Source organism: Flavobacterium dankookense, assembly GCF_004362665.1.
GTDB classification, from domain to species: Bacteria; Bacteroidota; Bacteroidia; order Flavobacteriales; family Flavobacteriaceae; genus Flavobacterium; species Flavobacterium dankookense.
Map to the genome: position 1 here is coordinate 141,213 of NZ_SNXR01000012.1, position 25,220 is coordinate 166,432.

Here is a 25,220-nt window from a genome sequence, read left to right on the forward strand (position 1 = left end):
TTAAAAATGAAAGCATTTTTCGAAGCAATACAATCACTTTTTGTTGATTTTCTTTTCAAACCACTAGATTGGTTACGATCTCTAGAGATTGATGGTTATTGGGGTTGGTGGTTGGCTAACGCTGTTAGCTGGACTATGATAATTGTTTGTATTAAATATATGGTTTATTGGTGTAAAGAATTACAAAAGCACCAAGACAACAACGAAGAAAACCAAGATACAACGGCACATTCGTTCTTAAAATAAGTCGAAACCGATATCTTTTCTAAAATACATCTTATCAAAATGTAGCTTGTCTATGTTTTGATAAGATTTTTTTATGGCTTCTTGAAAGCTTTCGCCAAATGATGTAACGGCAATTACACGACCACCATTGGTTACCACTTTTCCATTTTCCAATTTTGTACCAGCGTGAAAAGTAATTGAATCTTCGATGTTTTCTAATCCTGTAATTTCAAATCCTTTTCCATAATCTTCAGGATATCCGCCAGAAACTACCATGATTGTTGTGGCACTTCTTTCGTCTATTTCTAAAGAAACTTCGTTTAATGTTTGATTGCCAACCGCTTGAAAAAGTTCTACTAAATCGCTTTTCAACCTCGGAATAACAACTTCAGTTTCAGGATCACCCATTCGAACATTGTATTCAATTACAATTGGTTCGCCTTTTACATTTATCAATCCGATGAAAACAAAACCCTTATATTCAATTCCGTCGCTTTGCAAACCTGTAATTGTTGGTTTTACAATTCGAGTTTCGATTTTTTCTAACAAAGTTGCATCTGCAAATGGAACCGGAGAAACTGCTCCCATTCCGCCAGTGTTTAGACCTGTATCGCCTTCGCCAATTCGTTTATAATCTTTTGCTGTTGGAAGAATTTTGTAATTTTTTCCGTCGGTCAATACAAAACAACTTAATTCAATTCCGTCAAGAAATTCTTCAATCACGACTTTTGCACTTGCCGTTCCAAATTTTTCATGAACCAACATGTTTCGTAATTCCGACTTAGCTTCTTCTAAATCTTGAATGATTAAAACTCCTTTTCCTGCTGCCAATCCATCGGCTTTTAAAACGTATGGAGGTTGTAGCGTTTCTAAAAAATCACATCCTTTTTCAACCGTTTCTTTTGTAAAACTGTCATAAGCTGCGGTTGGAATTTTATGTTTTACCAAAAATTCTTTAGCAAATTCTTTACTTCCTTCTAATTGCGCGCCAACTTTTGACGGACCAATTACAGGAATATGATTTAAATTAGCGTCATTTTTGAAAAAATCATAAATTCCGTGAACTAATGGATCTTCTGGACCAACAACAACCATAGCAACATTTTCAGCTAAAGCAAATGTTTTTATAGCTTCAAAATCTAAAATATTTAATGAAACATTTGTTGCAATTTGTGATGTTCCAGCGTTTCCTGGCGCTACAAAAAGTTTAGAGCATTTGTCTGATTGTATCATTTTCCAAGCCAAAGCATGTTCTCGTCCGCCTGATCCAAGTAGTAAAATTATCATTGTGTGTGTTGTTTAGTTGTGGTGCAAAAATAGTTTGTTTATAAAAGATTCTGAAGCATATCACAAATAAAGTTTGTGTTTTGTTATTTTTGAAGAAAATAAACAACGTTTTGTTCCACCTTTTCAATTTATCGCTCAAGTTAAACGGTTTTCCTATGAAGGAAGCAACGGCTGAATTTGAAAAAATTCAATCGATTTCTGATGCTGATTATAATGAGTATATCCATTCTAAACGAAAAGAAATTGTTGATTATCATTTGAAAAGCAATAAATCATATCAAGAATTCATTGGGAAATCTAGCTTCAATCCTGAAACTTTTAATTGGAATGACCTTCCAATAATGACTAAAAAAGATTTTCAAAAACCTTTATCAGAAAGGCTTTCTAACGGATTTACTACAAAAAATGTTTATGTAAATAAAACTTCAGGTTCTAGTGGTGATCCTTTTATTTTTGCAAAAGATAAATTTTGTCATGCATTGACTTGGGCAAATATCATTAATAGATTTGGATGGTTTGGAATTGATTTTAATACCTCTAAACAAGCTCGATTTTATGGAATTCCGCTTGATTTTATTGGAAATAAAAAAGAACGATTAAAAGATTTTTTTAAGAACAGTTATCGCTTCACCATTTTTGATTTATCGGATGAAATTCTTGAAAAAGTATTACTGAAATTTCAGAATAAAAAATTTGATTACATCAACGGTTATACTTCTTCCATAGTTTTATTTGCTAAATTTCTTCAAAAGAAAAACATTGTTTTAACTTCGGTTTGTCCAACGTTGAAATGTTGTGTTGTTACTTCCGAAATGTTATTTGAAGAAGATAAAAATTTGATGGAAAGACAATTTGGAGTTCCAATTATCAATGAATACGGAGCTTCTGAACTCGATTTAATTGCTTTTCAATCCCGAAGTGTCGGGACAAGTAATGAATGGCAAGTAAATTCGGAAACCTTATTTGTAGAAATTTTAGACGAAAATAATACTGTTCTTCCTTACGGAAAAGAAGGTCGAATTGTGATAACGTCGCTTTACAACAAGGCACATCCATTCATTAGATATGATATTGGCGACATTGGAATTCTTGATGAAAAAAGCACATTAAAAAAACCTATTCTGAAAAAATTAATTGGACGAACTAATGATATTGCTATTCTTCCAAGTGGAAAAAAAGCACCTGGATTGACATTTTACTACGTAACCAAAAGCATTATTGAAGACGATGGAAATGTAAAAGAATTTGTAATTAAACAAACAAAAATTGATACTTTTGAAGTGGAATATGTAAGTGAAAATGCATTAACCGAAAGTCAAATTCTAACTATAGAAAAAGCAATTACCACTTATTTAGAGAGCGGTTTAAACTTTACCTTTATTAGAAAAGAAAATCTACAACGAAGCAAAAGCGGAAAATTGAAGCAGTTTGTTTCATTAATAAAATAAAATGAAAATAACCATAATAGCTGGAGCAAGACCAAATTTTATTAAAATCGCACCTATTATAAAAGCGATTGAAAAACAGCAATCTGGAGGAAAAGCCATTTCCTATAGATTAGTTCATACAGGTCAACATTATGATAAAAACCTCAGCGATACTTTTTTTGAAGAGTTGAATATTCCGCATCCAAACGCTAATTTGGAAGTTAAAAGTGGTTCGCAAGCTGAACAAACTGGAGCAATAATGGTTGCTTTTGAAAAAGAATTACTTCAAAATCCTTGTGATTTGGTTTTGGTTGTTGGCGATGTCAATTCGACTATGGCTTGCGCGATTGTAGCCAAGAAAATGAATATAAAAGTAGCTCATGTTGAAGCAGGAATTCGTTCTGGAGATATGACCATGCCTGAAGAAATCAATAGAATTGTAACCGATAGTATTACCGATTATTTCTTTACAACATCAACCTCAGCCTCAGAAAACTTATTGAAAAATGGAATTTCATCAGCAAATGTTCATTTTGTTGGAAATGTGATGATTGATACTTTACATCAGAATTTAAATCGAATTTCAGCACCAAGTTTTTGGAAGGATTTTGGTCTAGAAACAGGAAATTATGTCATTTTAACTTTGCATCGACCATCCAATGTTGATGAAGAACAATCGTTGATTACTTTATTGGAAGGTATTGATAAAATGGTTGGCGATAAAAAAATAATTTTTCCAATTCATCCTCGAACTAAAGCTATTTTAGGTGAAACCAATTTAGATTTAAAAAATATAATATTCGTAGAACCGCAAGGCTACTTGAATTTTATGTATTTGATAAAAAATAGCTTTGCTGTGATTACCGACTCAGGTGGAATTTCTGAGGAAACTACGGTTTTAGGAATTCCATGTTTTACTATGCGAACCACAACAGAAAGACCAGAAACAATTGAAATTGGAACCAATAATTTAGTTGGAATTTCTATTGAAAATTTGACTTTAGAGTTTACAAAATTTTTAGAAAATGGCTTGTCAAAAAGAGGAATTCCTGAACTTTGGGACGGAAAAGCATCGGAACGAATTGTTGCTATTTTGCTTTCAAAATAATGAAAGAAATCCTAATCATATCCAATTATTATCCGCCAGAAAAAGGTGCTGCTGCTAATAGAATTGAGCAGTTGGCGTTGAAGCTGCATCAAAATAATTATAAAGTTTCTGTCATTTGTCCGTTAGGAAATTATCCAAAAGGCGAATTGTTTCCTGAGTATAAAGGCAAATTTTCGGTTACTGAAAATCGGGATGATATAATTATAAAAAGGCTTTGGATTTACCCAAGTGTAAGTAAAAATTTGGTTATTCGAATTATTTCTGTTTTGTCTTTTTCATTGAGCTTATTTTTTTATTTATTGTTTAAAAAAACACCTGAAAAAGTAGTGGTGCAATCGCCACCATTATTATTATCATATATTTCAGTATTCGTTTTATCGTTAAAGAATAAAAAGATAATTCTCAACATTTCAGACCTATGGCCATTAGCTGCCATTGAATTGAAAGCATTGAAGGAAAACTCGTTTTCACATAAATTCTCTTTGTTTTTAGAACGCTATATTTATAAAAAAGCAACATTAATTTTGGGTCAATCTAATGAAATTATCACGCACGTAAAATCATTGTTTCCAGATAAAAAATGTTTTTTATATCGAAATTTTCCGAATCATAAAATTGAAGAATTTGATTTGACATTGGAGGAAAATCAGCCTATAAAAATCTTTTATGCTGGACTTTTAGGAATTGCTCAAGGCGTTTTAGAGCTGTGTGAAAAAATAGATGTTACATCCTTACAGGATGACAAAATAGAATTACACCTTTTTGGTGATGGTGCCGAAAAAAGTCAAATTGAAACTTTATTGTCCACGAAAAAAGGCAAAAACATTTTCTTTCATGGTATGATGGAACGAAATGAATTGCATGAAAAACTCAAAACTTTTGATGTTGCAATTGTTCCGTTAAAAGTTAGAATTTATGGTTCGGTTCCTTCAAAGATTTTTGAATATGGATCGCTTGGATTTCCTATTTTATATTTTGGTGGTGGCGAAGGTGAAAGTATTGTGGAAGAAAATAATTTGGGTTGGGTTGCAAGTGTAGAAAACTATACTGAATTGAACAACAAAATACAATTAATTTCAAAAATGAGTAAATTGGAATTATTTGAAATGAAAAAAAGAATATTTGAAGAAAGTAAAAAAGTATTCAATCTAGATAATCAAATGAAGTATTTGATAGAAAGAGACGTTTTTTAATAGGCTTTCTCCTCGCCTTTAAAAATGTTCACAACCGTCTGGATAATAATTTTGATATCCATTACAATTGACCAATTTTCGATGTAGAAAACGTCAAATTTGATACGGTTAATCATATCATCATCCGTTTCTATTTCACCTCGAAATCCTTTCACTTGAGCTAATCCAGTTACTCCAGGTTTTACATAATGACGAACCATATATTTTTTAATTCTGTTAGCGTATGCTTTATTTTGAGACCATAAATGAGGTCTTGGTCCAACTACTGACATATCGCCAAATAAAACATTAAAAAATTGAGGTAATTCATCAATACTTGTTTTTCTCATGAATTTACCCATTTTAGTAACTCTTGGGTCGTTTTTTGATGCTTCTTTTTCTGTAAAACCATTAACTTGCATCGAACGAAATTTATAACAAAAAAACTCTTGTTCATCCAATCCTGGTCTTCCTTGCTTGAAAAAAACTGGTCCTTTTGATTCTAATTTTATTAAAATTGCTAAAATTGGAATTAGCCATGATAATAAAAGTGTAATTACTAAAAGAGAAAAGACAATATCGAAAGCTCTTTTAATTCCTTTAATTAATGGGTTGTGAAGTTCTGTTTTTTGAAGTGATAAAACTGGGAATAATTCATAGTAATCTATCTTTAAATTCTTAGAATAAATTTCCTTGGTGTCAGGAATAAATTTTATTGTTTTGCCATTTTCATCAGCAAAATCAACTAAATCCTTGAGCTTTTCATTAGAAATTTCATTTAAAGAACAATATATTTCATCCGTGCGATTTTCAATGACAAAGCTTTTTAAATCTTCTATTTTTCCTAAAACTTCGGGGTTTTGTTTTTTATCTGAAAAATATCCTTGGAAACGATAACCATAATCTTGTCTATTATCAAAAACTTCTTTTAATCGTATAGCTTCAGGTGTATAGCCTATTATTACTGCATTTCTAAAATTATTTTTAGTTAGTATTCTGTATTTTTTAAGGTAAAAAAACATAAAATACTTGAACGCTACAATAATTGCAAAGCTAATTGTCATAAAAATGGCAATAGCCTTTCCGCTAAAAATTGCAGTTTTTGCAAAGGGAAAAAAAGCAATAACAACGAGTAGAAATATACTAAACTGTTTCACTAATTTGGTGATGATTTCAACAGGAGTTGTAAATCTAAAGACCTCATAGTATTTAACGATGATTGCAATTAATATCCATGTAAAAGACTGATAAACAACATAATAACTAAAATTAAGTTTTAACTCTTGAAAAAAGAATAAACTTAATATAGTAATTACCATTAGATCAAATAAAATATTTATTGGTCTAATGTATTTTGAATATCTTCCTTTTTGTCTTGCAACCATGTATTAATGGATGTATCCTTTAAAATCTTTGTGTTCTTCTTTTAATAACTCATCAGAAGATAGTGATTTGAAATAAGCATATGTTAATTTCATTCCTTCTTCCCTTTTCACTTTTGCTTCCCAACCTAGCAATGCTTTTGCTTTTGTAGTATCCGGTTGTCGTTGCATCGGATCATTTATTGGCAAAGGGTGATATACAACTTTTTGATTTGTTCCTGTTAATTTTATAATTTCTTCGGCAAAATCTTTGATAGTAATTTCATCTGGATTTCCAATATTTACTGGGTAAACATAATCAGAATGTAGCAATCTAAAAATTCCCTCTACTTGATCGGTTACATAACAAAACGAGCGTGTTTGACTTCCGTCACCAAAAATGGTTAAATCTTCTCCGCGAAGTGCTTGACCAATAAAAGCAGGAATTACACGACCATCATTCAATCGCATTCTCGGTCCATAGGTGTTAAAAATTCTAACAATTCTAGTTTCTACACCATGAAATGTGTGATAAGCCATTGTTATCGACTCTTGAAAACGCTTTGCTTCATCATAAACTCCGCGTGGACCAATGGTATTTACGTTTCCATAGTATTCTTCTGTTTGTGGATGAACTAATGGATCACCATAAACTTCTGATGTTGAAGCTATGAGAATTCTAGCTTTTTTTACGCGCGCTAAACCTAATAAATTGTGTGTTCCAAGTGAACCTACTTTTAAGGTTTGAATTGGAATTTTCAAATAATCAATAGGACTTGCTGGTGATGCAAAATGAAGAATATAGTCTAGTTTTCCAGGAATGTGAACAAATTTTGTAACATCGTGATGGTAGAATTCAAAATTCTTATCTTTAAATAAATGCTCTATATTTTTTAAATCTCCCGTAATCAAGTTATCCATTCCGATAACAAAATAACCCTCGTTTATAAAGCGGTCACATAAATGTGAACCCAGAAAACCTGCAGCACCAGTTATTAATATTCTTTTCATTTATAGCAATTTATTTTATTCTGTTTTGGAATTGTTTTTTAAACTTCCAAAATTAAAAATACAATACATAATCGTGAAAAACACAACTCCGCGTTGTCTCCATAAAAATGATTCTGTCAAAAATAAACTTATCATTAGAATTGCGAAAGCAAAATGCAGAAAATCTTTCTTTTTTATCGCATTTTTTAAGTTAATAAAAAGTATTGTAATGATTAACAAAAAACCAAAAATTCCTAAATCTGCAAAATTTTGAATGTATTGATTGTGAAAATTCTTTGTTTGATAGCCTTCTTTTTCTCCGTCTCCAAGAAATAAATTATACGATATCGCTTTTTCTTCCACTTTTGAAGTAGAAGCATTTAATCCAAAACCTGAAAGATAGCGGTTGTTTTCAGATAAAATTTCGGTAAAAACTCTAAATTGATATACTCTAAACGCTGTTCCTGGAAAATAATCATTTGGAGTAAATTTTTGATTTGTCCATGCTTCTTTCAAACTAACATAATGCACTCCATCTGGAACACCTTCAATTACATTTGTGCTTATACTTTTTTCTGAATTGCTTTGAAATTCGTGAAGAAATCTGTTTTTAATTCTTCCAAATGAAAATAGTAATCCAATTACAACTGCAAATACTATTAAGTTTCGCAGACGTAATCTGTTGGATGTTTTTGAAAAATAAAAAACTTGAATTAATAATAAAAGAATTACTGCTACGATTATATTTTTGGAAGACAATAGTAATATGAATAAGAAAAGTAGTCCTGAAATAATTATATCAACTTTTGTTTTTACTTCTTTAGATAAAAAATAAAATAACGCAATCGCAACAAAAACCGATACATGAATTGCGTTCAACAGTTTTGGCACTAATCCAAAATCTATTTCATTTTCGCCATGGTAGAAAAATGCTCTCGTGTCGTGATTAATTGTATATCTAATTATAGCTCTGGCTAGAAAATACAATACAAATAAAACAATAGAATAGCTGTAGTATTTCTTTAATTTATCTAATTGTAACGAGCTAAAATCCTTATTTATGAGGAAAACGAACGGAATTAATAGTAGTGAAATTTCTTTTGGAATAGCCTTTAAAGTACTCTCTTTGTCTATACTCCAAAAATAAGATAAAGTCATTAAAACAAATAAACCTATTGGCAAAAGCAAACTAAATTGAATGTTTACTTTTTCTTTTTTAAATTTAATTAAGGCAAATAACACGAATAAAACCAAACAAATATTACTAACTGCAAACGGTAAAGGAATTGTTGTTACTAGTAATAACGCCAGTAGAAATAGGTTGTTTTTACTTGTTTCGGTTTTTATGTCTTGAAAAACATTCTTCAAAAAGTTGTAAATATTCACCATTAATTTTTTCCCAGTTAAATTGGTTTACGATAGCGTCAAAATTATTTTGAACCAATTGCAAGTTATTATTTTTTTTGATTGTATTGAGAATATTTTTCACTTCTTGAGGATTGGAAAAATAATAACTGTTTTGTTTTAGAATTCCCTTGTTAAAATCGTTCTTGTGTGCAACAACTAATGCTTTTGATGCCATTGCTTCTAAAAGTGATGGATTTGTTCCTCCAACGGAATGTCCATGAAAATATAAATTAGAAAAATAGCGCAGATTATTTAAATGCTCTAAATTGTAAAGTCCTCCGATAAATCGGATGTTGGGATGGTTTTTGAACTTATTTTTTAGGTATTCACCATATTTGGTTTGATGTTTTCCTATTACTAAAATTGGTGTTTTATCTTCGTTCATTGCTACTCCTTCAAGAACCATATCTAAGTTGTTTTCTGGTTCAAAACGAGCCATAATCATGTTGTAGTTTTCTTTTTCTACACCATATTCTTTTAAAATTTCTTGATTAGGATTTTCAAATGGATAAGCACCATAAGCAATGTAGGTTGATTCCTTTTTGTATTTTTCTTTTAAAAATTTTTGAATTCCAATTGAGTCTGAAATTAAATAATCGCTACTGATTGCGGCTAACCTTTCGGCAAACTTTAAAAATTGCTGCACTGGACGAGAATATTTAGAACGTTTCCATTCTAATCCATCCATATTTGTAATGATGATTGGTTTTTTAGGCAATAGAAAACACCAAATGGAATTACTAGTATAACCGAGCTGAAGAATGATGTCAAAGTCTCGTTTTCTGGAATCCATTATACAATTGTAATCGTAAATGAATTGACCAAAAGTTCCTAACTTATACTCTGGATCATATTTGTGAATGATGTTTACACCGTGAAAAGTTTTTTCTTGAAACGGGTGATCATGAGAGTTATAGCAATATACTTCATGACCTTGTTGCACTAAATATACCGAAAAAAATTCGGCAAACTGCTCAAAACCGCCATAATAATTTGGCACACCACGAGTTCCTAAAATGGCTATTTTCATTAACCTTTGTTCTTTTTCAAGTGGCAAAAATAGGAATTTATACTAGATTTTAAATTAAATCTTCTCGAAAATAGCTTCAAATTTTTCTACATGCTTTTCAAGTGAAAAATGCTCTATAGTTCTATGATAACCATTTTCTCCAAATTGTTTTCTCTTGCTCTCATCGTTAATTAATTCTTCAAGAGATATAGCTAACGATTCTGCATTATTTGGTTCAAATAATAATCCATTGTGATTGTGAAGTACTGTTTCAGTCAGACCACCATGATTGGCGGCAACAACTGGTTTTTTAGAAAGCATTGCTTCAATGGCAACCATTCCAAATGGTTCTGGTTCCGTTGATGGAACAACAGCTATATCAATAGAGTCCCAAAATGGCCAAATATTTTCTTGAAAAGGTATAATTATGACCCTTTCATTAAGTCCATATTCTGAAATTTTATTTTTCAAATCTATTTCAAAAAATTCTTGATTTGGTGGAGCTGAACCTAAATAAACTAATTTAATATTGTCATATTTTTGAGTAATTTTATTGAATGCCTCAAGTAATAACTGCTGTCCTTTCCAACTATTTATTCTTCCAACTAGTGCTATAACTAGTTCGTTTTGATTTACTTTAAAGTAATCATTCCTTATTTTTAAACTTTTTTCAATGTTAGGTTCCGGTTTTTGTTTTACATCTAAACCATTACAAACAAACTCTGATTTTTTTGCTAATCTTGGGTTATTTTTTATCCAAAATTCCATTGTGGTTCTTGAATCATAGACTGCAACATCATTAGCCTTAATTGATAATAATTTGACGAAACCTTTGTTAAAAATAACTGGTTTTGCAATAATTTCTTGGACATGCCAAAGGTGTTTTATATTATTTTTTTTAGCAAAAACAATCCCTATTAAAGCTGCTAAAGTATGTGAATAAACTATATTAAAATTGTGTTTTTTATGAAGTTTATTTAAAGTTTTCAATCCTTCTTTATATTCTTTGAAAAATTTTAAAATGTTTGTTGGAGTGAACATTTTTCTATACAACTTTAATACTGGAGCAATAACCACTTCGATACCATTTTTTTCAAACTCTCTTTTTAATGGTCCGTCAAAAGGAAGCACAACTATTGATTTATATTTTTGTTTATCCAAACTAGAAATAAACATTAAAATGGTTTTGTCAGAACCATAAAGTTCTGCCGATTGGTGAATAAAGAGTATGCTTTTCATTATTTTAAGAATTTTTGTCGAAAGGCTATTAAAAAGCCAATAAGTATTGATTTGGACTCAGTTAAATTATAGAAACCAAGGAAAACCCAATTGGAAACAAATAAAAATATGCCTGTGCCAAGAAAAAGTAAATTTATTTGATTTATCATATTCAAATCGGAAGGAACTTTTTTAAAGAAATAAATAATAGTAAATAAATAAATGAATATGCCCAACAATCCTGATTTTAAAAAAACAATCATAAAACCATTATGTAAAATAGATATAAATCGGAGTTTCATATCGCCAAGATAAACTTCTTGTTTTAAATCAATTTGTGATCCTAGTCCTTTTCCAAAAAGTGTTGGAACAATTCCATCATTTGTAACTTGTCTTATTGTCGAAATATTTTCGTGTGAGCGATAATTATCATTAAAATCTTTCCAATCATTTAAATTTACTTTTGATTTAAAAGCTTCAATTGGAGCATTTTTAATTTTATATAAAAATCCCTCAAATCCTTCAGCACTTCTTCTTGGATAAGAATAATAAACCATAGTATATCCAACAACCGTGAGAAGAAGTATGCTTCCAATTATTGTGATTGATTTTTTGTTTAAAACAAAATATCCTTTCAAAGCCAAAAATAATATCAAAAACTGTATGAAATTTGTTCTTGCTAAATACATAAATGCCGAAAAACCAATAACAATTGTAAATAACCAAAGACGTTTTTTGGAATAGTTTAATTCGAATTTTTTGTGAAAAAGTAGAATGATAAATGTGTAAATTTCATAGTCACTAAAATATCCTGAATGCAATCGTAAATCGGCAACCGTTCTAGCTTTATGAACAACAATTGCAATTATTATAATTATTACATGGCAAACCGCTATAAAAAATCCTGTCTTGATAATTAAATCTAATGCATTCTTTAAATTTTTTTTACACAACTGGTATCCGAGTAAAAATCCTAGAATAGGTTTAGAAAGATAGGTTATATCTCTGATTATGAAGTAGTTTTTATAATCATAATTCAACATAACCACAAAAGCAATTAGCAGAATTAACAGATAAGGAATTATTAACTTGAATAATGATATGGAATAATTTCTTGAAATTGTGAGTAAAAAAGACAAAGACCAAATTCCAAATGTTAATTCAAAATTGTCTAAATATGTAACGCCTATACAGAGTATAAAAAGCAGTTGATAGAGCCAATTATTTGGAATGATAATCTTCATTATTCAATTGTTTTTATTACTCTAGCCGGAACACCACCAATAACCGAATTATCAGGATAAATTCCATTAACAACTGCTCCAGCAGCAACAACTGAATTATGACCAACTATACAACCATCAAGAAAAGTTACTTTTGCACCAACCCAAATGTTGTTTCCTAATTTTATTCCTTTTGAAGTTACACCTTGTTCTCTAATTAGCTTTGTTGTGTCTGAAAAATTATGGTTTTCTGAGTGGAACGAAATATATGAACCCATAATTACATCGTTTCCGATTTCAATTCCACCTGGTGCGCCAAAATGAGTGTAATCTCCAATAGCTGAATTATTTCCCATTTTTAAGCCTTTTCCATAGGTTGCTAAATGGCTTGTAGAAAGTAGTTTTGAATACATTCCAATCTTAGCATTATCACCTAAAACTATTTTTTCTGATGCATAGCCATCTAAAATTGTATAGCTTTCGATGGTTACATTTTTCCCTAAAACAAAGTTTGATTTATTCAAAACGGTTACATTTTTTCCTAAAAAAACTTTTTTTCTTAGTTTTAGTAAACCTCTCAATAGCATTATTCCTCTGATATAAAAAGACCGAACTATTAATCGTTCAGGAATTCTCGGATCAATTTGGTATGATTTTCCGGCTTTGTTTATTATTTTTTGTAACTGATTTCTAAACATCTTTGGCTAAAAAATGATTTGGTCGCTTTCTGATACAAAATAAGTAAAATATAATGACAATTACCTCAGTTATAATAAGAGAATAAAAAACACCTTGAAGTTTATAAATAGGAAGAAATAAAACAATTAGAATTAAACTTATAATCACAGAAACTGTTGTTATCAATACATATTGTTTTTGAAAATTATAACCAAGAACTAATTGCTTTAAACTTATTGAAATAGCTAATAAAATTGGAATAAAAACAGCTATCTTTAATAAGTTACTTAAATCAAAGACCGTTGTTGCATTAAAAAAAGTTACAATTAATTCTGAATTAAAATATAAAATCAACATTAAAAAAACTATAAATAAAACATTGACAGTGTTTATGATTAGCCAATTTCTTTTTGCTTTAGACGGATTATTATTAATGTCATTACAAACTCTTGGATAAGTAAAGTTGAAGAATAAAAAAATATACGTTTTAAAAGTAACTATTATTTGTTCTACTATCCGATATTGTCCTGCCATAAAGTTGTTCCCAAAAAAACTGACTAAAACTACTGGCGAATAAAGCTGAATGGCAACAAATATTTGTGAAGAGAACATTTTAAAATCTCTTTTTAGAAAATCTTTAATTTCTCTTTTACTTATTTTTTCAAATTTGAAATCATACTTTTTAAAAATTAAATAAGTGAAAATTCCATTGGAAATAATTGTTCCTAAACCGAAAGAAAAATTAACGTAGATGTAATCTTCTTTTTTAACCACCAAGACCAAAACACCAATAACATAAATAATTTTAGAAATAATATTTGATATTGAAATCCAATTGATGTTATCAACACCTTGTAAAAACCAAGATTGGTTTAAATATTGCCCAAGAATAATCAAAAGCGATAACGCAAATAAAATAGTTTCTGATTGCAAAAATGGAAGGCAGAAAATAAGTACCAACGATACAACTAAAACCAAAATCAAAACTAAAAACCTTGAAACAAGATTTGTTAAAAAAATTCGTTGTAATTCCTTCTTGTCATTTCTATTTATTGTAATGTCGCGAACACCTACCAACTCAGAACCATAATCAATAAAAACAATTAGAACGAAACTTATTGCTAAAGCTACTGATACCTTCCCGAAATTTTCTTCACCACATACTTTAACAATGTAAGGAATCAACAGTAATGGTGTAACTAAATTAAAAAACTGCCCAAAACCATATATTGAGAATTTTTTAAAGAAATCACTTTTGATGGCGCTTTGAATCTTCTGTTTCAAACTTTTTTAATTTGTGTAGTATCAAATATAAAAACAAAAAGTTCAAAATACGTGTATTTTGAACTTTGAGATATTTTTGATAAACTATATTATTTCATTAATTTGGCGATTTCAAGCATCATAACTTCATTTGGATAGAAAAACGGCACTGCTTTACTACCTTTCTTTTTCAAAAATTTAATGCTGCCTTTAGCTTGGTCTATTTCTGTTGCAATAGAGTCGTTTTTTAGAAAATAATTAAAAAAATCAGATCCTTTTGCTTCTAAAGATTTGTCGCCATAAGAAAGCTTGAATTTATTTAAAACCACGTCATCTGTTTGAGGATTATTCCCTAAATCAAAACGCACGTGGGTCGGATATGCTGACTCGGGAAAGGAAAAATCTAAAGTTTGAACATTTGGAGAAGGTTTCACTTCATTCCAAATCACATAATCAGGTGTAAAATTAATTGAGTTGTCTTCGGTGTAATAAACCGCATAATTATTTGCAGTTGTTTGAATTACTTCCATTTGAACAAGCATCTTTTTTACTGCATTTGTTTCTGTACTTTCTGCATTTTCTTCCGTTTTTTTATCTTCACTTTTACATGAAAAAACTAAAAAACAAACCGCTAATAGTGATAAAAATTTGTTACTCATTTTGATTATATTAATTAAAAAAAATTTTTGCTAAATTATAAAGATATTTTATTAATATCTATTTTTTTCTTTCTATTATGAATTTTTTAATCGCTGCGTTTCTATCTTCATTATTAACTGAAATATCATTATCAAATTGTATCTTGAATTTTACTTTTTTTGTCTCTAAAACCTCAAAATCAAATTCATTGCTAGTGTTATCTTTTTCGCTCAAAAAAAAGCTTGCAATAGCTTCATCATTCAACTTAATAATTATATGAGCATTTTCATTGTTAATTGGTTTTTGCGGTAAACTCAAACCTTCAATAATCAACTTATATTTTCCTTTTTGCAACTCTGTAAAAGCTGATTCAACAGTTGAATTTTCAAAAATAAATAAAACACCCTGATTGTCTATGTACTGGCTTTTAAAGTCTTTTACAGAAATGTTGTCTTTGATAAATTCTTCTTTATAATCATTAGGCACATAATAATTAGCCCAACAATCAAATCGTTCAATTTTTTGTTTGAGTTTAAAATTATCATTTAAAAAACTTTGATTTTCCTGTGAAATAGCAAATGGTCTAGAATGTCCATCAAGATACCAAAAAGGTGCTTTTGAAAGTGTTCCGTTTCTTAAACCTAATATGTATTCATCCAAAGTGTTAGGATGTATCTTTATTTTAGGAGTTTCTTCAAAATAATAAGGCATTAACCAACTCCAGTAAGTAACAACTTTAGTTTCTGTTTTTGAACGATCTTTAATTATAGTTGTTAGTTCTCCAAATTGGGACTTAGTTATTTTATTATAATAATCTTTCACTAAAACAATATCTGTAACTGTAAAAATGAAAAAAACTACAATAATTAAACCTTGTAAAGTTGTATTTTTTATATAATATAATCCTGAAGCTGCTAATATTAATATTGCTGGCAAAATATTTATAAAATACCTACTTACTATCATTGGTAGATTAACATAAGATGCTACTAATGGAATAAACAGTGTGATAAATATCCAAATAAATGTAATAAAAAAAGTAAAGACTTGTTTTTCCTTAACTGGATCTATATATCCTTGCTTTAAAGTATTTCTTTGAGATAATTTGAAGAAAAACAAAATAATCAATATGACAACTATGAAAATTAATATTTCAGCAAATCCGAAAAACTCTTTAAACATTTTTGTATAAACGTCAATTTCTGGTAACTGAATCCATATTGAACTCATTTCAGAAGTTTTTAGAAAAATTAATATTCCAGGTATATAAAGTAAAAGTGTTAATAATCCTGATATTACTGATAATATTAAAAATTCTTTACTCTTTATTTTATATGGTTTAACAACAAAATAGAGTAAAATAAGATATTGAGAAAAGAGCGTAAAAAGAGAAAAAAACTGAGTATAAATCATTAATGTAGCAAATACTGAATACCAAATCATCGTTTTTTTACTGGGTGATTTAATGTATTTTGCTAAATATAAAAATGAAATTGTTGTCGTAAGAAACATTAGTGAATACATTCTAATTTCTTGCGAATAGTAAATATGGAAATAATTTATAGCTGTTAAAAAAGCTACTAGTAATCCAATCTTTCTGTTTAAAATTTCCTTTGCCAAATAATAGATAGCAATTATTCCAGCTATTCCACAAAAAGCTGAAAAAAATCTCCCAACCCAAACCGTATCACCAAAGAGAATTAAAAATGTATGTAATGAAAAATAATATAATGGCGGATGAGGATCATTTTCCCTCAAATAGCTATATATTTTTCCAATTGGGTTTTCAGGACTAGACTGAACCATTGAAAATATCTCATCAATCCACAAACTCTGATAATCTAATTTATAAAATCTTAAAATTGCTCCAATTAAAACAATAAAAACTAGAATTTTATTCTCTTTAATCCAATTTAGAATTTTCATTATCAATATTTTTTATTTAATAAATAAAGCTCTTTTAAAATTTTAAATCCTGTTTTCCAACCCAATTTTGAACCATCAACATCTTTCCAATTATAAACTGGTGTTTCAATTCCATGAATTAATAAATTTTGCTTTTGTAATCGGATAAAAATTTCTACATCAAATAACCAAGAGGTGTAAAATGGTTTGTCAAAAGCTTTTGGAATTATTGTTTTAGAGAATAATTTTGAACCACATTGCGTGTCGTAAATTCCAAGTTTAAATTTAAAATTGATTAACGTAATTATTATTCTTCCGATGATGTGTCTGTGGTATTTTCTTTTAATTCCTGAGTTTAATAACAATATTCTTGAACCCATTAAAAATTGACATTTTCGCTTTTCCAATTCATCCACTAACCTAATAATTTCAATTGCAGGTGTTGAAAAATCAGCATCAAAATAACCAATAAAATCATATTCTCCTTCTTGATTTATTTGATTAATTGATTTATAAATCGTGTTTGCTTTTCCTGAGTTTTCTTTAAAATCAATTAAAAAACATCGATTAGAATGTTTGGTGATAATAGAATTGATTACTTCAACCGTATTGTCTTTGCTTCCATCATTAGCAAAAAAAATATTCATATCAGAATTCAAAATCAACTGCTCTACATTTTTATAGTCAAGTCGTTTTGCTTCGTTATAACAAGGAATGATAATGGCTACTTTTTGCATAAACAATAACACGAAAGTCCTGGAACTGTTATTCCTATTTTCTTTAACAATAAACTTATTTTAAAATCAACAGTTAGCATGGTATTAATTAAACCGGTTTTAAATTTTCCAGCGTCCCAATTGTCTATCGATTCTTTCTTATCTTTTTTTAACCATTTATCTAAATTTCTAAAAATAAGTAACGAAGTAAAATAATAGCCTTTATCAATAATCTTAAATTGGTTGTGATTGAGTACTGATTTTAATTGGTTTAAAGTATATCGTCTGTAGTGTCCTAGCAAAACATCATGACTAGAAAAAACGGATTGAAATGCCGGAACTGCAAAGAAATAGTAATTGTCATTACTCTCTTTGTTCAAATCATCCAAAATAATTTTTTCATCTTCAAGATGTTCTAAAACATCCATACAAAGAAATAATGTTGGCTTTTCAGAAGTTACTGTACTTAGATATTCTCTCAAATTTTGAAAATAAACTACCTTACTATTATTGTTGTTTTTCTTCAACTGTGCTACAACTTCTGGAGTGTAAGCGGTATCAATAGCGTAATATTCTCTTGCTAAACCTTTTTCAACCAATGTGTGAATTACATAAGCATCACCACTTCCAATATCTACTATTCGGTCTATTGGAAATTTAATTTTTGCTTGTTTTAAAAAGGTATGTAAAACATTTTTTCTAGACGTTTCCCATGGATGTCTTTGATAATTGGCTTTGTCTTCCAGTCTTGAAAACTCTGATAAATCCATAGTTTAATTGTCTTTATGTATTTCAATTGAATTATCCCAATTGTTGATTTCTATTCCAAATACCTTTTTAATCTTCGTTTTATCTAAAACACTAAAACTCGGTCGTTTTGCTGGTGTTGGAAAACTTGATGTAGGTATAGGAAGTAAATTTATACTTATATTATTAATTTCAAATATTTTTTTGGCAAAATCATACCAAGAACATTGTCCTTCGTTAGAGAAATTATAAATTCCATAAAAGTGTTCAGTCCCGAAGCTTCGGGACAGTTTTGAGTGTTCAGTAACTAATTTTATTACTATTTCTGCTAAATCAACTGCATTTGTTGGTGAACCTATTTGGTCGTTTACAACTGAAATTGTATCTTTTTCTGAAGCTAAACGCAACATTGTTTTCATAAAATTATTCCCAAATTGTGAATAAACCCATGATGTTCTAATTATAAAATGTTTCTCCAAAACTTGTTGGATTGCTTTTTCTCCATCCAATTTAGTTTGTCCATAAACTCCAGTTGGATTGGGTAAATCCTGCTCAAGGTATGGAGTTTTTTTATTTCCATCAAACACAAAATCAGTAGAAATATGAAGTAAAATAGTATCGAATTTCTTTGAAACCTCAGCTAAGTTTTTTGCACCCGTTACATTGGTTGCAAAAGCTTTTTCAGGTTCGTTTTCGGCTTTGTCAACCGCAGTATACGCTGCTGCATTAATACAAAAGTCTGGTTTATAATTTGAAAAAATAGTTTCACAATTCTCTAAACTAGTAATATCTAGAGTTTTTGAATCACAAAAAACAAAGTCTATTTGCGGATAATTTGGTGCAATAAACTGCAAACTTTGACCTAATTGTCCCGAACTTCCTGTAACTAAAACTACCATGCTTTTTTGGCGTTTTCTAGATTTGGTTGTACTTTATCTTTCTCGGAAATTATCAAATTTTCAAATGAAAATTGCCAATCAATATTGATAGTTTTATCGTTATAAGCTATTCCGCCTTCACTTTCTTTGTTATAAAAATTATCACATTTATAGAAAAAAGTTGCGGTTTCACTTAAAACCAAAAATCCATGAGCAAAACCTCTTGGAACAAAAAATTGCTTTTTATTTTCATCCGATAAAAGCACAGCTTCATATTGACCAAATGTTGGTGAACCAGGGCGAATATCAACAGCTACATCTAAAACTTCACCTTGTAACACTCGAACTAATTTGGCTTGCGCATGTTCGCCAGTTTGATAATGCAATCCGCGTAAAACGCCCTTTGTTGAAAACGATTGATTGTCTTGAACAAAATGAACCGCTTTTTCTACTCCTTTTTGAAACGTTTTTTCATTGAAACTTTCCATGAAATAACCTCGTTCATCAAGAATAATTTTTGGCTCTATAACATAACAACCTGCTAATTTTGTTGGAACAAAATTCATTTATATTAAACTTAATAAGTGATTTCCATAACCACTTTTTAATAGTGGTTGGGCTAATTTTTTTAATTGTTCGGCATCGATGAAACCCATTTTGAAAGCAGCTTCTTCAATGGCTCCAATTTTTAATCCTTGGCGTTCTTCTATTACTTGAACAAACTGACTGGCTTGCATAAGTGAATTAAATGTTCCAGTGTCAAGCCAAGCTGTTCCTCTATCTAAAATACTTACTTTTAATTTTCCGCGACGAAGGTATTCTTTGTTAATATCGGTAATTTCAAGTTCACCACGATGACTTGGTTTTATATTAGCAGCAATTTCAACTACATCATTATCATAAAAATAGATTCCTGGAACTGCATAATTTGACTTTGGCGTTTCTGGTTTTTCTTCGATAGATAAAACATTTCCATTATCATCAAAATCAACTACACCATATCGTTCAGGATCGTGAACATGATAAGCATAAATAATTCCACCATCAGGATTGTTATTTGCCAATAATAAATCGGATAGTCCTGTTCCGTAAAAAATATTATCGCCTAAAACCAAGGCTACTTTATCATTTCCAATAAATTCTTTACCAATAATAAACGCTTCTGCCAAACCATTTGGAAGTTCTTGAACCGCATATTCAAATCGACAACCTAGGTTAGAACCATCGCCAAGCAATTGTCTAAATAATGGTAAATCATGTGGTGTAGAAATTATCAAAATCTCTCTGATTCCTGACCAAATCAAGGTTGATAATGGATAGTAAATCATTGGTTTGTCATAAATTGGCATCAACTGCTTGCTAACCGCTAAAGTCAACGGATGCAAACGCGTTCCTGAACCGCCAGCTAATATTATTCCTTTCATTAACTATTTAATTTAGCTTGCTGTTTTTTGTAAAAAGATCTAAATAATCCAAACAAAACAAATAAGAAAACGAATAAAACAGGTAAAACTAATTTCATTTTCCCGTTAGTATTTTTGTTGTTTTTTATATTGATTACTTCACCATTACTTTTAACAATTTTATCGAGATTTACTAACTCAATCCTATGGTATCCTTGAGCTCCAACTAATTCTTCTTTAGTTTTAATTACATCATTCAATTGAGAATTTTCGTTATAGTATACTAATTTGTCACTTTTTTGAGAGCCGTTTACTGTGTTTGAAAATGAATTTAAAAAACCATTAATCTGATTAATTATAGAATCATTCTCAACCATTTTAATTTTTATATTATTAACAAACTCTTTTTGTATTAAGGAATAATATTCAGAAGTGTTCAAATAATTTAAAATTGGGTTTACCGTTTTTTCATAATTTGTTTCATTGGACGTTCTGAAATTAATTAAATGATATGGGTAATTTTTACTTGTCATATTTTCATTTAAAATTTTCTTTAAATCTCCATCTTCAGCCATTAATTTTAAAAGCTCAAAATTTTGACTTTTATTTTCAATAAACTTGTAAACATCAGTAATCGGAGTGATTTCAATTTTTTTGAATTTTTTCGAGTCTTTTATCCCAACTACTTCTTTAAGAAAAACAGTATCATTATCAGCAATTTTTGAGTTAATTAATTCAATTTTTGCATACAAATAATCAATGCTCCCAAAATTAGGTTGAACAATTATTTGATGATCATAAACTTTAGTGTTTTTATCCATATAAAAACCAAGTCCTGCACCTAAAATAAATAAAATTGAAACCCAAATAATATTTCTTTTAAAAAAAAGAATTACCTTAAAAATATTGGTTGCAATACCTTCAAAAAAATCGCCAATTTTTTTTGAAACTTGGGATAAATCAATTTCTTGATTATCATTGTTTTGGGTGTTATTACTCATGGTTTATTTGTTATTAAAGATTTGTTCTAAGATTTTAATTGTAATCAAATAGGTAGGTTTTACACCTGTTGTTCCTAAACCTCCAGAAGCCAACGTACTTCCTGTTTCCAACGGATTATCAGATGCATAATACGCATAACGAACTTTAACATCTTGTGGAATACTTTTTCTGATTTTTGACGCTGACTGAATGGCTTTTTGATAATATGCACCTTCCATTTCAAGACCAATAACTTCCCAAGTTGATTCATGGAAAAACTTCAATAAATCTTTATTTTGAAGCGATGTTCCAAGAACTGTAACCATAGGTCCAGCAAAAACGGGTATATCATGTCCTTCAAACATTGCTGCAGTCAATTCATTTTCAAACGGATAATTATCAGCTGTTCCTTCATTGATGTGCGCAGATGGTATCATAATGTCACCTTTTCCACCTTCAAGAATTCCTGCTTTACCCATGATTGAAACCGATTCTACATTTAAAAACGTTCTGTTTTTTCCATCTTTGAAAGGTTTTAACAATTCATCGATAGTTTCAAAAGCTTGTTCTCCAAATGCATAATCCATAACGATTAAAACTGGAGCTAATTTTCCAATTTTTGCTGATGGAAAAGCAGTTTTTTTCCAATCGAATTTTGCTGTGTCAAATATCTGAACATCAATATTTGTTCCCGATTCGTCTGGCATTGAAATCATTCCATGAAGCAAAGCAAAATCTTCTACTTTTTTTCGTAAATCTTTGTTGGCTGAAGCGCTTAAATCTTCATAAATCTGATATTCTTCTTTTCCTTTATATTTTGAAGCTAAAACACTTGGCGCAAAAACTGAATTCATAACACTATGCATATTAGCGCTAATGATATGAATTGGTCTTTCGAGTAAATTGTTGTCTTTTAGCTTATTTTTTATTGAATGCGCCCAAATTTCACCATGAATATGATGTCCTAAACGTTCTCTTAAAATTGGACTAAACGTAATTGTTCGTTTGTTGTTATCTACAATTTCTTCAATAGCAATTTTTCCTAACCAATAAACTACATGTAAAAATCGATCTGGCTTTTCTGCTGTTCCAAATGCGTCATAAATGTCCAAAACTTCCGAAAAACTTCTTCCTAAAACATTAGCAGCATGAGAAATTGCAATTTCTTTTTCTTTTTGTGAAAGCTTTTTATTTTGAAGAACGGCTTGCTCTAATTTTTGCCAATCTCGAGTTACCTCAACTTCAATATCGTCTAATAAAACTCTATCTTTAATTTTGTGCGATTCGATGAAAATAAAAGTCAAATGCGTCAAAATATCATAAATATCCGAACGTCCGCGAGTGATTTCAACATTCATTTGCTCTTCGTCAATTCGATAACAATTACGTCTTCTTTTTGGCGGAACAATTGCTTGAAAATGGGATTTTGAATAACCTTCGTCTGAAGTTAAATTGATGTAACGACATTCTTCAATGCCAACTGGAAGTCGTTCGATAACATAAAGCAAACCGTTAAGTTCTACTTTTTCTTCGGCAATGCTTCCATAAATTTCTGGTCGAAGAGAAAGCAATGCTTCTCTCAAAGTTTCACCCGAAACACCCATTGGTTTATAAAAACCTCTGTTGAATAAATGTCTCATAGTAATGTACAGTCGTTCAATAGCTGCTGACGACTCTTGCGCTCGTGAGCGCGAAATGTTCTTAATTTCCTTCATTAATTTATTTTTTCTAACCTGCAAATATACTGATTTTAGTGTTTAATTGGTTAGGATAAGGTTAATTGCTGGTTGATAAGCATTGATTTTCCTTGGTAATCCTTCCGTTTTTGTTGTTTCTTTTATCCATTTTCCACCCGAAAACGTGTAGATAAAATCTCGGTCAATATAGTTATAAAGCAACAATGGATAATAGGTTCGCTTAGTTGTGGTTACTTTAGTATTTGGATCTGTTGTGGTTTTTTCTTCTTTATTGCTTTCAATCATTAGCTTTTCAAAACCTACAAAAATTCCAGTTTTTGGCATTGCCAAATTGAAGTTGGAAACATTGATTTTATTGTTTCTTCCGCCTTTTTTGATGGAAACGATGAAGTCTTTCTTCAAGAGTTTTTCTCCCGGTAATCCGTTTTCGTCCACGCCATAAAAATGAATTTTTAATGTGGCTGTTTCGAGTTTACTATCGGTTAAAATTCTAACTTGTTTGATATATCGTGTGCTTTTATATTTTGGATTGTAGGGAAAATATTTAACGTCAATTTTCGGTCCGTTTTCAAAAGCTTGTAGTATGGAGTTTTCAACTTGACCAATCTCTTTTTCTTTAGTTTCTTTTTTGTTGACAATAACTATTTCGTTGAGTTCGTTGGTTTGTGATTGTAATATCACTTTTTTAGAATCGGAAAGTTTTAGTATTTTTTTCTCAAAACCCAAAATGGAAAAAATTAAATTCTTGTTTCCATCATTACTATCAATAGTGAATGTTCCGTCTTCTTCGGAAGTTGTTCCAATGTTTTCGCCTTCAACCCAAATGTTAACATAAGGAATTGGTAGGTTATTTTCGTCAACGATAATCCCTTTGGTTTGGGCTATTAATGATGATGAAAATATCAATAAAACCAGAAAAGTCCTCATTAGTTAGTTAGTATTAGATTAATTGCTGGTGTCATTATTTTGTTATCCCAAGGTCTATCATTATTGAGCTTATATTTTCTTGCTCTTCTCCACATTCCACTTGAATAGGTAAAGGAATTTAGCTCATCACTGTAATTAATAACCAAAGATGGTGCATAATTAGGCGCTACTATCATCTTTTTAGTTTTGCCGTCTTTGTATTTAAACTCATAAAAATTCTCTGGAATAATTAGCCATTCTAATCCAACTAGAACTCCATTTTTAGGTATTCTTAATTTGTATTTAGAAATATCTATCACGTTTTTTCTCATTCCTTTTTTGACTGTGACAATAATATCTTCATCCGTTAAATCATTTGTTGGAATAGAATCTTCGAGTTGAAAAAACCTAATCTTTAGTTTGGCGTTATTTTTTTCACTGTTTGAAAAAAAGATAATTTTTTTTATAAAAGGCGTTTCATCATAGATTTCTTCGAATGGAAATAACTTTGCATAAATCCAAGGTTTATTTCCTGATAATTGAGTGTGATGAATTTTTTTAGCACTGCCAATTTCAAGTTCTTTCGAGTTTTTTAAAGTTGTTATAACTACTTCATTTAATGAAAGTGTTTTAGATTTTAAAACGATTTGATTTGTTTTATTTAAAGCTGTTTTTTGATTTTCGTAACCAATTGCTGAAAAAACCAAAATCTTTTCTTCGGTACAATTTATAATGAATGTTCCATCTTCTTGAGATGTTGTTCCAATGTTTTCACCTTCAACCCAAATGTTGACATAAGGAATTGGTAGGTTGTTTTCGTCAACGACAATGCCTTTGGATTGAGCGGAAAGCCAAATTGTTTTTAGAAAAAATAATACTATAAAAATGTTTATTTTCATTCCTTTTGTTTCTTTTTTAGCCCTGATTGAAGCAAGTATCCTTTTTGTCTTTTGACGATTTGCATCTCTCCCGAAACTTCG

The 25,220-nt window shown here is 29.8% G+C and carries 24 protein-coding genes; 4 read left to right on the forward strand and 20 right to left on the reverse strand.

What is annotated here, in order from left to right:
- The first annotated feature begins 6 nt into the window (after positions 1–6).
- Complete coding sequence (locus BC748_RS04705; protein ID WP_133532316.1) at positions 7–246, forward strand: DUF6341 family protein; 240 nt, start codon at positions 7–9, stop codon at positions 244–246.
- On the opposite strand, the gene purD is transcribed toward BC748_RS04705, so the two are convergent.
- Entirely contained in the window at positions 238–1,512 is a 1,275-nt protein-coding gene (purD, locus tag BC748_RS04710) for a phosphoribosylamine--glycine ligase (protein WP_133532317.1), read from the reverse strand. The two genes, BC748_RS04705 and purD, sit on opposite strands and share 9 nt — an antisense overlap.
- A gap of 110 nt (positions 1,513–1,622) precedes the next feature.
- On the opposite strand from purD, the gene BC748_RS04715 reads away from it, so the two are divergent.
- Genes BC748_RS04715 through BC748_RS04725 form a run of 3 tightly spaced genes read left to right on the forward strand, consistent with a single transcriptional unit; the run spans position 1,623 to position 5,240 of the window.
- Positions 1,623–2,960 carry a phenylacetate--CoA ligase family protein gene (locus BC748_RS04715; RefSeq protein ID WP_133532318.1) on the forward strand — a complete coding sequence of 446 codons (1,338 nt, stop codon included), beginning with the start codon at positions 1,623–1,625 and terminating at the stop codon, positions 2,958–2,960.
- Position 2,961: 1 nt separating this feature from the next.
- Positions 2,962–4,047, forward strand: coding sequence for a non-hydrolyzing UDP-N-acetylglucosamine 2-epimerase (gene wecB / locus BC748_RS04720; RefSeq protein ID WP_133532319.1), 1,086 nt, complete (start codon positions 2,962–2,964; stop codon positions 4,045–4,047).
- Positions 4,047–5,240 (forward strand): glycosyltransferase family 4 protein, encoded by a 1,194-nt coding sequence (locus tag BC748_RS04725; RefSeq protein ID WP_133532320.1) that lies wholly within the window; start codon positions 4,047–4,049, stop codon positions 5,238–5,240. The genes wecB and BC748_RS04725 overlap by 1 nt, the downstream gene beginning before the upstream one ends.
- Here BC748_RS04725 and BC748_RS04730 read toward each other — a convergent pair.
- From BC748_RS04730 to BC748_RS04820, 19 genes are all read right to left on the reverse strand, one after another.
- Positions 5,237–6,604 carry an undecaprenyl-phosphate glucose phosphotransferase gene (locus tag BC748_RS04730; RefSeq protein ID WP_133532321.1) on the reverse strand — a complete coding sequence of 456 codons (1,368 nt, stop codon included), beginning with the start codon at positions 6,602–6,604 and terminating at the stop codon, positions 5,237–5,239. The genes BC748_RS04725 and BC748_RS04730 overlap by 4 nt on opposite strands.
- A gap of 3 nt (positions 6,605–6,607) precedes the next feature.
- On the reverse strand, positions 6,608–7,591 hold the full coding sequence (locus BC748_RS04735; protein WP_133532322.1) for a UDP-glucuronic acid decarboxylase family protein: 984 nt from the start codon (positions 7,589–7,591) through the stop codon (positions 6,608–6,610).
- A gap of 15 nt (positions 7,592–7,606) precedes the next feature.
- The gene (locus tag BC748_RS04740) at positions 7,607–8,959 is read right to left on the reverse strand and encodes an O-antigen ligase family protein (protein WP_133532323.1); all 1,353 of its coding nucleotides are present in this window, start codon (positions 8,957–8,959) and stop codon (positions 7,607–7,609) included.
- Positions 8,898–10,007: a DUF1972 domain-containing protein gene (locus tag BC748_RS04745; RefSeq protein WP_133532324.1), complete on the reverse strand. Its 1,110-nt coding sequence runs from the start codon at positions 10,005–10,007 to the stop codon at positions 8,898–8,900. Before BC748_RS04745 ends, BC748_RS04740 begins: the two co-directional genes overlap by 62 nt.
- A 54-nt stretch (positions 10,008–10,061) precedes the next feature.
- Positions 10,062–11,225 carry a glycosyltransferase family 4 protein gene (locus BC748_RS04750; protein ID WP_133532325.1) on the reverse strand — a complete coding sequence of 388 codons (1,164 nt, stop codon included), beginning with the start codon at positions 11,223–11,225 and terminating at the stop codon, positions 10,062–10,064.
- Entirely contained in the window at positions 11,225–12,448 is a 1,224-nt protein-coding gene (locus tag BC748_RS04755; protein ID WP_133532326.1) for a hypothetical protein, read from the reverse strand. Before BC748_RS04755 ends, BC748_RS04750 begins: the two co-directional genes overlap by 1 nt.
- The gene (locus BC748_RS14345; protein WP_281275070.1) at positions 12,448–13,125 is read right to left on the reverse strand and encodes an acyltransferase; all 678 of its coding nucleotides are present in this window, start codon (positions 13,123–13,125) and stop codon (positions 12,448–12,450) included. The genes BC748_RS04755 and BC748_RS14345 overlap by 1 nt, the downstream gene beginning before the upstream one ends.
- Complete coding sequence (locus tag BC748_RS04765; RefSeq protein ID WP_133532327.1) at positions 13,118–14,389, reverse strand: oligosaccharide flippase family protein; 1,272 nt, start codon at positions 14,387–14,389, stop codon at positions 13,118–13,120. The genes BC748_RS14345 and BC748_RS04765 overlap by 8 nt, the downstream gene beginning before the upstream one ends.
- Before the next feature lie 89 nt (positions 14,390–14,478).
- The gene (locus tag BC748_RS04770; RefSeq protein WP_133532328.1) at positions 14,479–15,027 is read right to left on the reverse strand and encodes a hypothetical protein; all 549 of its coding nucleotides are present in this window, start codon (positions 15,025–15,027) and stop codon (positions 14,479–14,481) included.
- Positions 15,028–15,085: 58 nt separating this feature from the next.
- Positions 15,086–16,933, reverse strand: a complete 1,848-nt coding sequence (locus BC748_RS04775; RefSeq protein WP_133532329.1) for a glycosyltransferase family 39 protein — start codon at positions 16,931–16,933, stop codon at positions 15,086–15,088.
- A 2-nt stretch (positions 16,934–16,935) separates the two neighbouring features.
- Positions 16,936–17,649 (reverse strand): glycosyltransferase, encoded by a 714-nt coding sequence (locus tag BC748_RS04780; RefSeq protein WP_133532330.1) that lies wholly within the window; start codon positions 17,647–17,649, stop codon positions 16,936–16,938.
- The gene (locus BC748_RS04785) at positions 17,637–18,398 is read right to left on the reverse strand and encodes a class I SAM-dependent methyltransferase (protein WP_133532331.1); all 762 of its coding nucleotides are present in this window, start codon (positions 18,396–18,398) and stop codon (positions 17,637–17,639) included. Before BC748_RS04785 ends, BC748_RS04780 begins: the two co-directional genes overlap by 13 nt.
- A 3-nt stretch (positions 18,399–18,401) precedes the next feature.
- Positions 18,402–19,274 (reverse strand): dTDP-4-dehydrorhamnose reductase, encoded by an 873-nt coding sequence (rfbD, locus tag BC748_RS04790; RefSeq protein ID WP_133532332.1) that lies wholly within the window; start codon positions 19,272–19,274, stop codon positions 18,402–18,404.
- On the reverse strand, positions 19,268–19,819 hold the full coding sequence (gene rfbC, locus BC748_RS04795; protein WP_133532333.1) for a dTDP-4-dehydrorhamnose 3,5-epimerase: 552 nt from the start codon (positions 19,817–19,819) through the stop codon (positions 19,268–19,270). Before rfbC ends, rfbD begins: the two co-directional genes overlap by 7 nt.
- Entirely contained in the window at positions 19,820–20,677 is an 858-nt protein-coding gene (rfbA, locus tag BC748_RS04800) for a glucose-1-phosphate thymidylyltransferase RfbA (protein ID WP_133532334.1), read from the reverse strand.
- A complete protein-coding gene (locus BC748_RS04805) occupies positions 20,677–21,657 on the reverse strand; it encodes a hypothetical protein (protein WP_133532335.1) in 981 nt (326 codons plus the stop codon). The genes rfbA and BC748_RS04805 overlap by 1 nt, the downstream gene beginning before the upstream one ends.
- 3 nt (positions 21,658–21,660) lie before the next feature.
- Positions 21,661–23,352 (reverse strand): DUF6909 family protein, encoded by a 1,692-nt coding sequence (locus tag BC748_RS04810; protein WP_133532336.1) that lies wholly within the window; start codon positions 23,350–23,352, stop codon positions 21,661–21,663.
- Between the two features lie 42 nt (positions 23,353–23,394).
- Positions 23,395–24,261, reverse strand: coding sequence for a carboxypeptidase-like regulatory domain-containing protein (locus tag BC748_RS04815; RefSeq protein ID WP_133532337.1), 867 nt, complete (start codon positions 24,259–24,261; stop codon positions 23,395–23,397).
- On the reverse strand, positions 24,261–25,139 hold the full coding sequence (locus BC748_RS04820; protein ID WP_133532338.1) for a carboxypeptidase-like regulatory domain-containing protein: 879 nt from the start codon (positions 25,137–25,139) through the stop codon (positions 24,261–24,263). The genes BC748_RS04815 and BC748_RS04820 overlap by 1 nt, the downstream gene beginning before the upstream one ends.
- Positions 25,140–25,220 lie beyond the last annotated feature (81 nt).

Bases quoted from the DNA above. Each gene is read 5' to 3' on its own strand.
- BC748_RS04705 (WP_133532316.1), top strand. From the start codon at position 7: ATGAAAGCATTTTTCGAAGCAATACAATCACTTTTTGTTGATTTTCTT.
- purD (WP_133532317.1), bottom strand. From the start codon at position 1,512: ATGATAATTTTACTACTTGGATCAGGCGGACGAGAACATGCTTTGGCT.
- wecB (WP_133532319.1), top strand. From the start codon at position 2,962: ATGAAAATAACCATAATAGCTGGAGCAAGACCAAATTTTATTAAAATC.
- BC748_RS04725 (WP_133532320.1), top strand. From the start codon at position 4,047: ATGAAAGAAATCCTAATCATATCCAATTATTATCCGCCAGAAAAAGGT.
- BC748_RS04730 (WP_133532321.1), bottom strand. From the start codon at position 6,604: ATGGTTGCAAGACAAAAAGGAAGATATTCAAAATACATTAGACCAATA.
- BC748_RS04735 (WP_133532322.1), bottom strand. From the start codon at position 7,591: ATGAAAAGAATATTAATAACTGGTGCTGCAGGTTTTCTGGGTTCACAT.
- BC748_RS04740 (WP_133532323.1), bottom strand. From the start codon at position 8,959: ATGGTGAATATTTACAACTTTTTGAAGAATGTTTTTCAAGACATAAAA.
- BC748_RS04745 (WP_133532324.1), bottom strand. From the start codon at position 10,007: ATGAAAATAGCCATTTTAGGAACTCGTGGTGTGCCAAATTATTATGGC.
- BC748_RS04750 (WP_133532325.1), bottom strand. From the start codon at position 11,225: ATGAAAAGCATACTCTTTATTCACCAATCGGCAGAACTTTATGGTTCT.
- BC748_RS04755 (WP_133532326.1), bottom strand. From the start codon at position 12,448: ATGAAGATTATCATTCCAAATAATTGGCTCTATCAACTGCTTTTTATA.
- BC748_RS14345 (WP_281275070.1), bottom strand. From the start codon at position 13,125: ATGTTTAGAAATCAGTTACAAAAAATAATAAACAAAGCCGGAAAATCA.
- BC748_RS04770 (WP_133532328.1), bottom strand. From the start codon at position 15,027: ATGAGTAACAAATTTTTATCACTATTAGCGGTTTGTTTTTTAGTTTTT.
- BC748_RS04775 (WP_133532329.1), bottom strand. From the start codon at position 16,933: ATGAAAATTCTAAATTGGATTAAAGAGAATAAAATTCTAGTTTTTATT.
- BC748_RS04780 (WP_133532330.1), bottom strand. From the start codon at position 17,649: ATGCAAAAAGTAGCCATTATCATTCCTTGTTATAACGAAGCAAAACGA.
- BC748_RS04785 (WP_133532331.1), bottom strand. From the start codon at position 18,398: ATGGATTTATCAGAGTTTTCAAGACTGGAAGACAAAGCCAATTATCAA.
- rfbD (WP_133532332.1), bottom strand. From the start codon at position 19,274: ATGGTAGTTTTAGTTACAGGAAGTTCGGGACAATTAGGTCAAAGTTTG.
- rfbC (WP_133532333.1), bottom strand. From the start codon at position 19,819: ATGAATTTTGTTCCAACAAAATTAGCAGGTTGTTATGTTATAGAGCCA.
- rfbA (WP_133532334.1), bottom strand. From the start codon at position 20,677: ATGAAAGGAATAATATTAGCTGGCGGTTCAGGAACGCGTTTGCATCCG.
- BC748_RS04805 (WP_133532335.1), bottom strand. From the start codon at position 21,657: ATGAGTAATAACACCCAAAACAATGATAATCAAGAAATTGATTTATCC.
- BC748_RS04810 (WP_133532336.1), bottom strand. From the start codon at position 23,352: ATGAAGGAAATTAAGAACATTTCGCGCTCACGAGCGCAAGAGTCGTCA.
- BC748_RS04815 (WP_133532337.1), bottom strand. From the start codon at position 24,261: ATGAGGACTTTTCTGGTTTTATTGATATTTTCATCATCATTAATAGCC.
- BC748_RS04820 (WP_133532338.1), bottom strand. From the start codon at position 25,139: ATGAAAATAAACATTTTTATAGTATTATTTTTTCTAAAAACAATTTGG.